This window comes from Methylobacterium brachythecii (genome assembly GCF_014196345.1).
Taxonomy (GTDB): Bacteria; Pseudomonadota; Alphaproteobacteria; order Rhizobiales; family Beijerinckiaceae; genus Methylobacterium; species Methylobacterium brachythecii.
On the sequence record NZ_JACIDN010000003.1, the window covers coordinates 357,631 to 370,269 of the forward strand.

Consider the following 12,639-nt stretch of genomic DNA (forward strand, 5'->3'; position numbering starts at 1 on the left):
GTCTGAGGGGCGAACGGGCGGCTCCCAGCGGGTCGCCTCGTTCGCGCATTCGCGACCTTCGTCAGATGCGATCGGCCGCATCGGTGGCGTTTTTCGCCATGCTGATCGCGGTGTCGTTTGCGGGATCCGTGCGCGCGGAGACGCGGATCGCCCTCGTCATCGGCAATACCGCCTACCGCGGCCTCACGGCGCTGATCAACCCGAGTAACGACGCCCACGACATCGCGGCCGCACTGAAGGCGCGCGACTTCGAGGTCGTGGAAGGCACCGACCTCGACAAGGAGGGTATGAACCGGCTGATCTCGGCCTTCGCAGCGAAGGCGCGCACTGCCGACGTGTCGCTCTTCTATTATGCGGGACACGGATTTCAGGTCGACTATCAGAACTATCTGGTCCCGGTCGACGCCGTGATCCGCTCTCGCGACGACGTCGAGAGCCAGACCATCCGCCTTCAGACCATCACGGCCGGCCTACAGGGCGGACGCGGCAACCACCTGATCTTTCTCGATGCCTGCCGCAACAATCCGCTCCGGGGCAAGAGCGGCGCCACGGCGGAATCCGAGGCCGTCCTGCGCGACGGCCTCGCCAAGGTCGAAGACACGGCAGGCTTTCTCTTCGCCTTCGCGACGCGCCAGGATCAGGTTGCCTTCGACGGCGGCGGCCGCAACAGCCCCTTCGCGCAGGCCTTCCTGAGCCATGTGGCCACCCGTGGACAGGATCTCGGCACCATGATGATCGCCGTGCGCAAGGACGTGATCGCAGCGACCGGTGGATTCCAGGTTCCCCTCGAAGTCTCCTCGCTCACCCAGCAGATCTTTCTCGTCCCGGGGCGCCCGGAGACGATTTCCCCGGAGACCCAGCTCTGGCAGCTCGCCGCCTCCAGCCGCGATCCCGCGTTGCTGCGGGCCTATCTCTCTCGCTTCGGCGAAGGTGCTCATGCCGGCGAGGTGAAGGGCATGCTGAAAGTCGCGTCCAACGACACGTCGATCGGCGTGCCCCGCAGCACTCCGGACGAGCGGCTGAGCGACGATCGGCTCTGGGATTTCGCGCTGCGCTCGCGCTTGAGGCCGCTGGTGGAGTTCTACATCGCCCGGCGCCCGGACGGGCGCCACGTCGACGAGGCGCAGACGCTGCTGCAGAGCCTGCCCACCGCCGACGACAGGGAGGCCAAGCCCGAGCTGGTTTGCGAGCGATCGACCACCCATCCCCGCGATGCGACGGCAAGCATGCCGGGCGTCCCCCTGGCGGAATTGGCCGCCAATGCCGAGCCTGCGATCCAGGCCTGCCGCCAGGCGCGCGCGGCCCATCCGGAGATGCCGCACTTCACCGCTCTCCTGGCACGAGCTCTCGCGGCTGGTGGCCATCGCGAAGAGGCGGTGTCGCTGTATCGAGAGGCCGCCGAGCGCGGCAACCTGCGCGCGCAAGTGAGCCTCGGCCTTCTTCTCGACACCGGCGACGGCGTGCGCCGTGATCCCAAGGCAGCGGTCGCGCTTTATGAGAAGGCCGCCGATGGCGGAAGCCCCGACGGCGCCATCAACCTCGCCGTCGCTCTCATGGAAGGGACCGGCGCACCGAAGGACCCCAGGCGCGCGGTCAAGCTCCTGAAGCAGGCGGCCGAGGCGGGCTCAGCCATCGCGACCTACAATCTGGGTGTGCTCTCGCAGGATGGGACGATCCCAGAGGCCGGACAGGCGCTCGGCTATTTCGAGAAGGCGACCGAACTCGGTGACCCCCGAGGCTTCGTACCGGCCGCCATCCTGCTCGACGAGGGCCGCGGCATCCAGAAGGACCCGGTGCGCGCGGCGGAGATGCTGCTGCGCGGCGTCGCATCCGATTCCGGCGATGCCGCGAATCAGATCGTGACGCGCGCCTCGGCCTGGTCGAAGACCACGATCAAGGCGGTGCAGGAGCGTCTCAAGACCGTCGGCTATTACCGCGGTCCGATCGACGGGATCGGGGGAGCCAAGATGAAGGCGCCCCTGCAGGAATGGCGTCGCATCGGCAGCGTCGATTTGCATTGAACGGCTTTCGGCGGATGGCCGCGACGAGGCCGCCTTTGACTGGGCAGGGTGGCGATGGCGGAAGAGACAGAACTGACCCTCGACGAAGCGCTCGAGGTGGCCGTGCGCGCGCACCGCGCCGGCGATGACGCGGTCGCCGAGGCGCTGTACCAGCGCATCCTCGCGGTTGCGCCCGATCACGGCAGCGCCTTGACCCTCTACGGGCTCTTTCAACACGGCCGCGGCCGGCACCGCGAAGCTTTGGGCCTGATGCGGCGCGCCGTGGAGATCGAGCCCGAAGATTCCGGATTGCACTTGAATATCGGGAACGTCCTGTTCGAGATCGACCGGCCCGACCTCGCTGTCCAGGCCTACGAGGAGGCCATCCGCCTCGATCCCCGCTCCGTCGCCGCACGCAACAATCTCGGCGTCACCCTGCGCGCCGTGAAGCTGCCCGATGCTGCCGAGGCCGAATATCGGGAAGCGATCGCTATCGACCCCGCCTACCGGGACACCTGGGACAACCTCGGCCGGCTTCTGGCGAGCCGCGGTCGCATCACCGAGGCGATCGCCTGCCATGCGAAGGCGTTGGAACTCGAGCCCGCCAATGCCGGCACGCGTCGGGTCCTGGTGGCCGCCTACGCTGCCACGGGCGAGAAGACGAAGGCCATCGCGATCTTGAGGGATTGGCTGCGCGACGAGCCTGCAAGCCCGGCCGCCAGGCATCTGATGGCGGCGATGTCGGGCGACAACGTTCCCGACCGCGCGAGCGACCAATACGTCGCGAGCCTGTTCGACGGATTCGCCGGATCGTTCGACCACAAGCTGGCGCGCCTCGACTATCGGGCGCCCGCACTCATCGCCGAGGCCGTCGCCGCCTCCCATCCGCCTCAGGCCAAGGATCTCGACATATTGGACATCGGATGCGGCACCGGACTGTGCGGCCCCGCATTGCGCCCTTATGCGAGGCATCTCGTCGGCATAGACCTGTCGCCCAAGATGCTGGAGCGCGCGGCTCAGCGCAGCTGCTACGACCATTTGGAAACGGCCGAACTCACGGCGTTTCTCCAGCGTCAGGCGCAGGCCTTCGACCTCGTCGTGTCCGCAGATACGCTGTGTTATTTCGGCCGCCTCGACGCCGTCTTCTCAGCAGCAGCGGCAGCCCTGCGGCCCGGTGGCCGCTTCATCTTCAGCGTCGAGAAGTCGGCCGACCTCGACGATTTCACGCTGCATGGCCACGGTCGCTACAGCCACAAGCAGGCCTACGTCGTGCGCGCCTTGGAAGAAGCGGGCCTGCGAACGGACACGCTGCACGACGCAGCCCTTCGGATGGAACGTGGCGCTCCGGTCGAAGGCCTCATCATCGAAGCGGCCCTGAGCGGAGGTGCGAGGAAATCCTCCTCTACCGGTTGAGCATCAGTCGACCGCCTCCCTCGAGAGACGGCCGGAAAACGGGCGTCTGCGCGGGCCGCGCAAACCGTCCCGCCCGATCGCCTCAGGCTCGATCCAACCGACCAGATGGCGGGGCCGTGACCGCGAGGCAGAGTGGCATCACTCCGCCAGCATCGCGATGCAGGAGAAGGCGCCGGCGATGAGCAGGTTGCCGGCAACGAGGAACGTGATCAAAGTCATCATGACCTCCGAGATAAAGCCAAGCTAAGCTCGACAGTAAACGCCTGCCTTCGACGTTGGTTGCGATCCCACCCGGCTTGGACGTCTCAGCCGTCGTAAACGACAGATCCGTCTGCTATTCGGGCTCGCTCCACCGCGACATGGCTAGGCCTGGGCGCCTGACGGGACCGTGAATGCCGCAGATAGACGGCCGTTCATCTTCGCAAGACCTTGCCGACCTGTTCGGGTCGCACGAAGGAGACCTTGCGATCGGCGGCATTCCGCTCACGAATCTCGCCGAGCAATTCGGCACGCCTCTCTACGTCTACGACGCGGAGCGGATTCGCGGTGCTTACCGGCACCTCAGTGAGACCGTCGCCGGCTTGGCCGGCATCTATTATTCCATCAAGGCGAACCCGAACCCGGCCATCGCGCATGTCCTGGTGGAGGAGGGGGCCGGGCTCGAGATCGCCTCGGCGGCAGAATACATCGCCGCCCGCGCGGCCGGCGCACAGCCCAAGCGGATTCTGTTTGCCGGCCCTGGCAAGCGCCCAGACGAACTCGCCTACGTGATCGAGCGCGGGATCGGCGAGATCCATCTGGAGAGCCACGAAGAAATCGCGCGCGTCGCCGCGATCGGGCAGGGGCTCGGCGTCGAGGTGCCGGTCGCTTTGCGGATCAACCCTTCAGCCACGGCCCAGGGCGGCGCGATGCGGATGGGGGGCAAGCCCTCGCCCTTCGGCTTCGACGAGGAGGGGTTGGAGGCGGTCATCGACGTGGTCTCGGCACATCCGTCCCTGCGCCTCGCCGGCATCCATCTCTTCGTAGGAACCCAGATCCTCGATGCAGACGTGCTCGCCGGCCAGTGGGCGCATGGCCTGCGGCTCGCGGTTCGGGCCGCGCAGCATCTCGGGCGGCCGCTGGACACGATCGATCTCGGCGGCGGCCTCGGCATTCCGTATTTCCAGGGCGAGACCGCTCTCGACCTCCAGCGGCTCGGAGAGCGCATCCAGGATCTCCGAACCTTCGTCCGCAACCAGCCGCTGATCCGTGACGCCGCCGTGGTCATCGAGCCGGGCCGCTTTCTCGTCGGCCCCGCGGGGCTCTATGCGGGGCAGGTGCTGGCCTCGAAGATCTCACGCGGCACGCGCTTCCTCGTCATCGACGGCGGCATGCACCATCACCTCGCCGCCTCAGGCAATCTCGGGCAGGTGATCAAGCGGGATTATCCGGTCGTCGCCGCCACGTCGCGTGGCCGCGAGACTTCGCCTTGCATCGTGGTCGGGCCGCTCTGCACGCCTCTCGACACCCTGGCCCGCCAAGCGATGCTGCCGGACCTGCGCGCGGGTGAACTCGTCGCGATCCTGCAATCCGGCGCTTATGGCCTCACCGCCAGCCCGATCGGCTTTCTCAGCCATCCGAGCCCAGCGGAGGTGCTGGTGGATGGGGGCCGCATCTCGCTCATCCGGGCGCGCGGGAGTTTCGAGGCGCCGATCACGCTGCCGGGCGGTGGCGGCCAGGGCAGTCACGTGGGTTGAAGCCGAGGTTTGGTACCATCAGCCCAAGGGATTCAAGGCGCCTCGTCGTCAGCGGAAGAGGTTCGGGGGTACCGCCGGGCTCGCATTGAGCAGAGTGATCGCCACCCGTCGGTTCGGCGCGATGTAGGGATTGTCGGGGAAAGCCGGATTGGTGTCGGCGCGTCCCACCACGGAATCGAAGTTGTCGCTGGGAACCCCGGCACCCGACAGGATCTGGCGCACGGCGAGCGCACGCCCGGCGGTGAGGTTCCAGGGTTCGACGGCCGGCGCTGAGCCGGGACGGGCAGCGGCCGTATGGCCGGTGATGGACAGGCGGTTGGGCAGCCGGCGCAGGGTCGGCGCGAGCGCCTCCAGCACGCGACGGGTGCGGTCGTAGGGGTCGACGGAGCCCTCTCGGAACATGGAGCGGCCGTCCTGATCCACGAGGGAGACGTTCACACCCTCCTTGGTCGGCTCGATCACGATGTTGCGCGACAGCTCGGCATAGTCAGGCATCTTCTGGAGCGCCTGCCGGAGGCTGGCTGCGGCGCTCTCGTTGGCCTGCTCGCTGGCAGCCGGGCGATTTGCATCGAGATCGCTGGCGCGGCCCGGGCTGGTCGTCGGGCGCGCTCTGTCCTTCTGCTCAGCAGAGCCCGTCTCTGGGTCGCGGGGCGTCGCCGACTTGTTGCCTACGCTGTCCAGGGCGGTGCCGTGCAGCATTCCGCCAGCGCCACTGGTCGTAGGGCTCAAAGACGCCGGCGCGAAGTATTCCGCCAAACCGATCTTCTGCTCCTGCGTCGTCATGCTGATCAGCCACATCAGCAGAAAGAACGCCATCATGGCGGTCACGAAGTCCGCATAGGCGATCTTCCAGGCCCCGCCATGGTGGGCATGACCGTGCTTTTTGACCTTCTTGACGATGATCGGCTGGATGGCCACGGCCGTCGAGTCCCTGCTGGAGATCGGATCGGATCTCGCGCGCTTTCCGCCGAAGCGGTTACCGGTTCGGCGATCAGAAAGCGCGCAACATCAAAAGTTTGGAGCGTTTTCGGTGATCCGGGGATCACCGAAAACGCTCTAGGCGGCCAGAGCGGCGGTTGCGGCTTCGACTTCGTTGAAGGTCGGACGGACGTCGCTCATCAGAGTCTTGCGGGCAAATTCCACCGCCATCACCGGCGGCTGGCCGCCGATATGGGCGAGGAGACCCGCCTTGAGTGAGATGTAGTATTTGGATTCGGCCTCGAAGAGGCTCTTGAGCGACTGCGCCATGGGCCCGAAGAAGCCATAGGCGACGAAGACGCCGAAGAAGGTGCCGACGAGCGCGCCGCCAATCAGATGGCCCAGCACCTCCGGCGGCTCTTTGATCGCGCCCATCGTCTTGATCACACCGAGCACGGCGGCGACGATGCCGAGCGCCGGTGTTCCGTCGGCGAGCGACTGCATGGCCGACACGACACGCTCCCGCTCCTGGTGGTGCGTCTCGAGTTCCTCATCCATGAGAGCCTCGATCTCGTAGGCGTTGTTGACGCCAAGCGTCACCATACGCATGTAGTCGCAGACGAACTCGACCGCGTGATGGTTCGCTGCAAACGTCGGGAAGGCTTCGAACAGCGTCGACTCGCTCGGATTTTCAATGTGCGGCTCGAGCGCCATCAAACCTTTCTGCTTCACAAGTTTGTACAGCGAATACTGCATCCCCAGCAGTTCGACATAGCATTGCTGCGTGTATTTGGGGCCCTTTACCAGCGTGCCCAGCATTGCAGGCACGGCCTTGAGCACTGGCCCGATGTTGCCGATGACGAAGGCACCGATCGCCGCGCCGAGGATGATGACGAACTCGTACGGCTGCCAAAGGACTTCCAGGTGGCCGCCCATCTGCGCGTAGCTGCCGAAGACGCAGCCGAAGACGATCAGTGTGCCGACGATCAGCCGCATAGTTTGCCATCCTTGCGTGGCAGCAGGTACAGCCCGCACGCAGCTACCAATGATCTGACAAATCGCTGGTCATGGTTAAGGTCGAGTTTAGAGCCGTGGAGAGAGCGCTGCGGCGATGATGATGCTCATCAGGAGCGCAGCCACGCCGTGATCCCATATTCTCCCTCATTCCGAGGTGAGTGGGTGGGATCCGAACGACCGGATGCGTGGGAATTCGGTGGGACGGCTGTGGCGAAAGCGCTAGATCACGCTGCGTTTTGACGGAATCTGTCAAAACGCAGAAAGCGTGATCAATTCAATAGTTTAGAGCATGCTTTCCGCGAAAAACCGTTGCCACTTTTTCACAGCATGCTCTATGAGCGCGCCGACACGACAGGCGGAGCAGGCAGCGAGTCATGATCCTCGAAATCGCACAGATCGACGTGAAGGCCGGGTCCGAATCCCAGTTCGAGGCGGGGATCGAGAAGGCGGCTGCGATCTTCAAGGCCGCGAAAGGATGCCGCAGCTTCCAGGTACGGCGCTCTGTGGAGAAGCCGCAGCGCTACCGCCTGCTGATCGAGTGGGACACGCTGGAGGCGCACACCAAGGACTTCACCGGCTCGCAGCCGTGGCAGGACTATCGCGCAATGGTCTCGACGTATTTCGAGAGCCCGCCCCAGGTCGAGCATACCGAGCTGACGCTTCAGGCGTTCTGAGTGCGCAACCGCGGGGGTGGGCGTGACACTCCGAGGCCGCCTCGGCTACGACGGTTGCCATGAGCCTGTCACGCCCCCTCCGAATCGGCACCCGCGGCAGCCCGATGGCGCTCGCCCAGACCGGCATGGTCCGCGACCGGATCGTGGCCGCCAATCCGGGGATCGAGACCGAGATCGTCGTGGTCTCCACCGTCGCGGACCGCATCCTCGACCGGCCGCTCTCCGAGATCGGCGGCAAGGGGCTCTTCACGAAGGAGCTGGAGCAGGCGCTGTTCGCCGAGGAGGTCGACGTCGCCGTGCACTCGATGAAGGACGTCGAGACCTGGCTGCCGCACGGCCTCGTGATCGCCTGCATCCTGGAGCGTGACGATCCACGCGACGCCTTCCTCTCCGCCAACGGCGCCAATGGATTTTCGGACCTGCCTGCGGGCGCCAGGGTCGGCACTTCGTCGCTCAGGCGCGGTGCGCAGGTCCTGATGAAGCGGCCGGATCTGAAGATCGTGCCGCTACGCGGGAACGCCAATACCCGGATGCGCAAGCTCGAATCGGGCGAGTGCGACGCCACGCTCCTCGCCTTGGCCGGCCTGCAGCGGCTGGGCATGGAAAACGTCGCCCGCAGCGTGCTCTCCGTCGAGGAGATGCTGCCCGCGGTGGCGCAGGGAGCGCTCGGCATCGAGACGCGCGCCGGCGACGACGCCATCCGGGCGCTGCTCCAACCTATCGCCTGCGCGAGAACCACCACCGCGCTCGATGCGGAACGAGGGTTGCTAGCCGAGCTCGACGGCTCCTGCCGTACGCCGATCGCGGCGCTCGCCCGGATCGAGGGCGACCGCCTCAGCCTCGATGGCCTGCTTTTCCTGCCCGACGGCAGCCGGCACTGGGCGGTGACCCGAGAGGGTTCCGTCAGCGATGCCGCCGCGATCGGCCGTGATGCTGGGGCCGAGCTGAAGCGCGCAGCGGGCGACACCTACGCACGGCACCTGCAGTAAAGGAGCGGCGAGGGCCTCAAGCCACGCTGCGCTCGATCTCCTCCTCGTCGCAGATCACGCCCGAGACACCGGCGAATTCGGCCTTCGTGGCATAGCTCGCGGCAACGGCGGATGCCCCGGCGCGGTCGGGCGCGAAAGCGCCGAGAAACGAGCGCATGACGTGGCCGACGCCGGCATCGGTGATGGTGCGCAGGTCGTCGTTGAAATAGCGCCCGGCCGGGCCACTACCTGTGATGATCTCGTAGGACGGAAAGTAGACCGTGGCCGGATCGGAGCCGTCGCAGACTTCGCCGGCCGCAGCCCGCAGCACCGCCTTCGAGTAACCGTTCGATTCGAGCACGTGCCGGTCCCGATAGGTCGCGATCATCGGCACGGGCGAGACCGTGACGATGACCCGCGAGACCGGATTGACGGAACGCAGCCGGGCCAGGAATCCTCTCAGGTCCCCGGCGATTTCACCCGCGCCCGCGGTGACGCAGGCATATGCGGCGGGATCGAAGATGCCACCCGCGACGCCTGGCGCGATCGGCAGGGCAGCGCCGTCGGAGAGGTAGCGCCACCCCTCGTTGAGGCCGAGCGTGAGAACGAAGACGTCGAGGGTTTCGAACAGGGCGCGAACCTGTGCGAGATGCGCATCGCGCGCCGCAAGCACGTCTGCCTCGCTCGCGAAGCCTGCAGGCTCGATGGTCGGGCGGAACGGATCGACCCAGCGGCCGTCCTGCCTCTGCCAAGCCGTCAGCTCGGGCTGGAAGGTGCCGTAAGCCCTGTCGAAGAGCTGAACGAGTTGGCGGGTATAGTAGATGTTGCCGTAGCGGGCCGAATAGGTGCCGAACTGGCGTGACTCGGCCTCGGCGTTCGGCGTGCCCTCGGGCGCAGTCTCGGTGACGTAGTAATTGAAGCCCGCATCGCGCAGGGCCTCGGCGACGCGCTGGGCGAAGCAGGACCCAGCGGTCGCGACCCGATCCTCGCGCCGGATCGCGAAGGCCGCCCTCGGCCGCGGATCGACCGCGAAGGGCGGCACGCCAGCCACGGCCTTGCGCCAGAATCGCTCGGCCGGTAGATCGCTGTAAGGGTTCGTCGCCACGATCGACCCGTCTCCATCATCCGGAACGCCGGCAGTCTCGCCCGTGACCGGACCAGCCCGGCGCGTTCACCGCCCTGACCTTCTCGATACCATCCTGGGCAACACCGTGGCGCTCACCTGCACCTGCGCCCGAACGGCGCGGGCCGAAGATCGCCGTCATCGGTAATTGCCAGGCGGAGGGCGTCGCGCAGGTGCTGCAGCTTCTGATGCCCGATGCGCAGGTCGAGCTCCAGCTCATCGCCCATTTGCAGCGGCGCTTCGGCGATCACGACGGGCTGGCGCAGCACCTGCGCGATAGCGACTTCGTCTTCTCGCACTTTTTTTGGCTCGCCTCGTTTCCCGGCGGCAATACGATCGATCTGCAACGCAAGCTTCCGCGCCTGCGGATGTTTCCCGTCGTGGTCTTCCCGGCTTTCCACCCGGACATGATCTATGTCGGCGACATCGCCAGCCTGAGGCTGTCGGCGCTGGTCCATGGCCCGCTCGGGCCGTCGCACTCGGCGATCGCGCTATTCGGCTTCCTCGAAGGCCTCAGCGTCGAGGCGACGCTCGGCCTCTATACCGGCGCCGTCTTCGAGCGCCTCGGCTACCATCGCGCCTGGGACGAGGGGGCGGCGCATCTACTCGGTGCCGCGCGGGAGGTCGGGTTCGGTCTGGAGGCGGAGTTCGTGCGCTGGCAGCGCCGCGGCTGCTTCATGCACGACAGCAACCATCCGAAGCTGCACGTGCTCGCTGACATCGCAACCCGGCTCGCCGTGGAGGCTGGCCTCCAGCCGCTCGATCTGGCCGCGGAGGAGTATCTGCCCGACTTGCTCGTCGAGGAGGCTTTGTGGCCGGTCTATCCCGCCATCGCGAGCCATTACGGCGTGAGCGCGCAGGACATGTTCCGGGCGAAGACCGCGAAGGGCCGACCGCCGAGGCTCTATGATCTGAAGAGTTTCGTCGCCGAGAGCTTCGCGCGTTACGCGCAAGTGCCGCGTGAGCAGTTGAGAGCGGACCGCATCGAGGCCTGGCGTGGGGATCCCGGGATCCGGGCGCTGTTCCGTTCAGCCGGTGGCGCTTAGCAGCGAGTCCTCGCCGGAGGCCTGCACCATCATCCGGGCCAGCGAGATGATCTCGCGCACTTGGAAGGGCTTGTGAACGAAGATGCTCCCCGGGACCGTACGCCGCGCGATATGAGGGGCGGTCGACGCGTAGATCACCGGACGCCGGGGATGCCGCTCGCGATAGGCCGCCGCGACCTCCCAGCCATCGATGATGCCCGGCAGCGAGATGTCGGTGAACAGCCAGTCGATCTCGGAGGCGCGCTGCCGCAGCATCGTCAGCGCGTCCTCTCCGCTGGATGTGGCGAAGACGCGGATGCCCTGCTGCTCGCAGAGGCTCGTGAGCATCTCGAGCAGGAGATAGTTGTCTTCGACGATGAGGACGCTGGCGGACTGCGTCATGGCTCTCGACCCGGTCTCGGAACAGGCGCGGCCAAGCCGTGCCATGCTCTCGGTTCAATCTTGGTTCCGAGACACGCGCTGACCGAGGAGTCGCATCATGCTCTCATCATTCAAGAAGCATCCGAAATGGTTAATCTCCGATAAACGCTCTCCGGATAACCTAGCGAAATCAGGAGAACTGACAGAATGATGAACCCTGCTGGTGGGCCATCCGGCGACGTCGATCCGGCCATCTGCGATCCGGAGACGCTGGCCGACCTCGCGGACCTGTTCGGGAAAGAGCGCCTTGCGCATCTGCTCGCCGGTCTCGACGAGGAGATCGCCCGGCGCCTGGGTCAGGCCACCACGACGAGCACCGATCTCGGCGCCAATGCCCACGCCCTGGTCTCGGTCAGCGGCACGCTCGGCTTCATGAGCCTGTCGCAGGCCTGCATGGCGCTCGAGCAGGCCTGTCTCGACGGCGCGAGCCTCGATGCCTCCCTCCAGGCCGTGCAGGCCGAGGCGGCGCGGGCAAGGCCGGAGATCGCGAAGCTGCGCGGCAGCCTCTGACCCGGCTGTTGTCTCGGCGCCACAGACGCCCGCCATCTCGCACCGCAACCCATCGCGCCGCCGCGACGCCGCAATCGGGGCGCGAAGAAAGCTGCGCCGTTCCGGTGGATCGGCCGAGGCGAGAGCACCAGACGACGCGTGCGATCACGCACCGCATCAGGGATTAAACCAGCACACGGAAAGCTCTCGTCAAGGTTGATCGAACCTTCGCTTAACCGCATGGGCCTACAAGGGCCTGGACGAAGCATTCACGGCGCGGCCCAACACGAATTCAGGCCGCGCGAGGAGACCAGACCATGTTCACATCCGCTCGCTTCCGCGTGCTCCCCCTGGCCGTCGCGCTCTGCGCCGCGCTCAGCGTCGGCGCCTGCTCCAACGACAAGGACCTCGCGGACGCCTCGGCCTTCGGCGCCGGAGCGGCCACGCCGGGCAGCGCGCAGGACTTCGTGGTCAATGTTGGCGACCGCGTGTTCTTCGAATCCGACTCGACGGATCTGACCCCCACCGCCACCGCCACCCTCGACAAGCAGGCCTCCTGGCTGCAGCGCTACCCGCGCTACACCTTCCTGATCGAGGGCCATGCCGACGAGCGTGGCACCCGCGAGTACAACTTCTCCCTCGGCGCCCGCCGCGCCCAGGCGGTGCAGGACTACCTCTCTTCGCGCGGCATCGCAGGCTCGCGCATGCGCACCGTCTCCTACGGCAAGGAGCGCCCGGTGGCCGTGTGCAACGACATCTCCTGCTGGTCGCAGAACCGCCGCGCCGTCAGCGTTCTCGACGGCGGCCGCGCCGGTTCCTGATCACGTCCGAGTTC

The 12,639-nt window shown here is 66.5% G+C and carries 12 protein-coding genes; 8 read left to right on the top strand and 4 right to left on the bottom strand.

The window, feature by feature from the left end; translation table 11 throughout:
* Positions 1-65 precede the first annotated feature (65 nt).
* The 3 genes from GGR33_RS09300 (at position 66) to GGR33_RS09310 (ending at position 5,149) form a co-directional block, all read left to right on the top strand.
* Complete coding sequence (locus GGR33_RS09300) at positions 66-2,021, top strand: caspase family protein (RefSeq protein ID WP_210301929.1); 1,956 nt, start codon at positions 66-68, stop codon at positions 2,019-2,021.
* Between the two features lie 54 nt (positions 2,022-2,075).
* On the top strand, positions 2,076-3,413 hold the full coding sequence (locus GGR33_RS09305; protein WP_183504284.1) for a tetratricopeptide repeat protein: 1,338 nt from the start codon (positions 2,076-2,078) through the stop codon (positions 3,411-3,413).
* 392 nt (positions 3,414-3,805) lie between these two features.
* Positions 3,806-5,149, top strand: a complete 1,344-nt coding sequence (locus GGR33_RS09310; protein ID WP_183504286.1) for a type III PLP-dependent enzyme — start codon at positions 3,806-3,808, stop codon at positions 5,147-5,149.
* Positions 5,150-5,197: 48 nt separating this feature from the next.
* On the opposite strand, the gene GGR33_RS26400 is transcribed toward GGR33_RS09310, so the two are convergent.
* Together GGR33_RS26400 and motA are read right to left on the bottom strand one after the other, a co-directional pair.
* Positions 5,198-6,061 carry a flagellar motor protein MotB gene (locus GGR33_RS26400; RefSeq protein WP_183505042.1) on the bottom strand — a complete coding sequence of 288 codons (864 nt, stop codon included), beginning with the start codon at positions 6,059-6,061 and terminating at the stop codon, positions 5,198-5,200.
* 144 nt (positions 6,062-6,205) lie between these two features.
* Positions 6,206-7,063 carry a flagellar motor stator protein MotA gene (gene motA, locus GGR33_RS09320; protein ID WP_183504288.1) on the bottom strand — a complete coding sequence of 286 codons (858 nt, stop codon included), beginning with the start codon at positions 7,061-7,063 and terminating at the stop codon, positions 6,206-6,208.
* Positions 7,064-7,458: 395 nt separating this feature from the next.
* Here motA and GGR33_RS09325 point away from each other — a divergent pair, with 395 nt between their 5' ends.
* Entirely contained in the window at positions 7,459-7,758 is a 300-nt protein-coding gene (locus GGR33_RS09325; RefSeq protein ID WP_183504291.1) for an antibiotic biosynthesis monooxygenase family protein, read from the top strand.
* Positions 7,759-7,817: 59 nt separating this feature from the next.
* Positions 7,818-8,747 (top strand): hydroxymethylbilane synthase, encoded by a 930-nt coding sequence (gene hemC / locus GGR33_RS09330; RefSeq protein WP_183504293.1) that lies wholly within the window; start codon positions 7,818-7,820, stop codon positions 8,745-8,747.
* Positions 8,748-8,763: 16 nt separating this feature from the next.
* On the opposite strand, the gene GGR33_RS09335 is transcribed toward hemC, so the two are convergent.
* Complete coding sequence (locus GGR33_RS09335; protein WP_183504295.1) at positions 8,764-9,831, bottom strand: GSCFA domain-containing protein; 1,068 nt, start codon at positions 9,829-9,831, stop codon at positions 8,764-8,766.
* Between the two features lie 86 nt (positions 9,832-9,917).
* On the opposite strand from GGR33_RS09335, the gene GGR33_RS09340 reads away from it, so the two are divergent.
* Positions 9,918-10,895 carry a WcbI family polysaccharide biosynthesis putative acetyltransferase gene (locus GGR33_RS09340; protein ID WP_425488770.1) on the top strand — a complete coding sequence of 326 codons (978 nt, stop codon included), beginning with the start codon at positions 9,918-9,920 and terminating at the stop codon, positions 10,893-10,895.
* Here GGR33_RS09340 and GGR33_RS09345 read toward each other — a convergent pair.
* The gene (locus GGR33_RS09345; RefSeq protein ID WP_183504297.1) at positions 10,878-11,276 is read right to left on the bottom strand and encodes a response regulator; all 399 of its coding nucleotides are present in this window, start codon (positions 11,274-11,276) and stop codon (positions 10,878-10,880) included. The two genes, GGR33_RS09340 and GGR33_RS09345, sit on opposite strands and share 18 nt — an antisense overlap.
* A gap of 186 nt (positions 11,277-11,462) precedes the next feature.
* Between GGR33_RS09345 and GGR33_RS09350 the strand changes: the two genes are divergently transcribed.
* Together GGR33_RS09350 and pal are read left to right on the top strand one after the other, a co-directional pair.
* Positions 11,463-11,825 carry an Hpt domain-containing protein gene (locus tag GGR33_RS09350; protein WP_246412931.1) on the top strand — a complete coding sequence of 121 codons (363 nt, stop codon included), beginning with the start codon at positions 11,463-11,465 and terminating at the stop codon, positions 11,823-11,825.
* A gap of 296 nt (positions 11,826-12,121) precedes the next feature.
* Entirely contained in the window at positions 12,122-12,625 is a 504-nt protein-coding gene (pal, locus tag GGR33_RS09355) for a peptidoglycan-associated lipoprotein Pal (RefSeq protein WP_183504299.1), read from the top strand.
* The last annotated feature ends 14 nt before the right edge of the window (positions 12,626-12,639 follow it).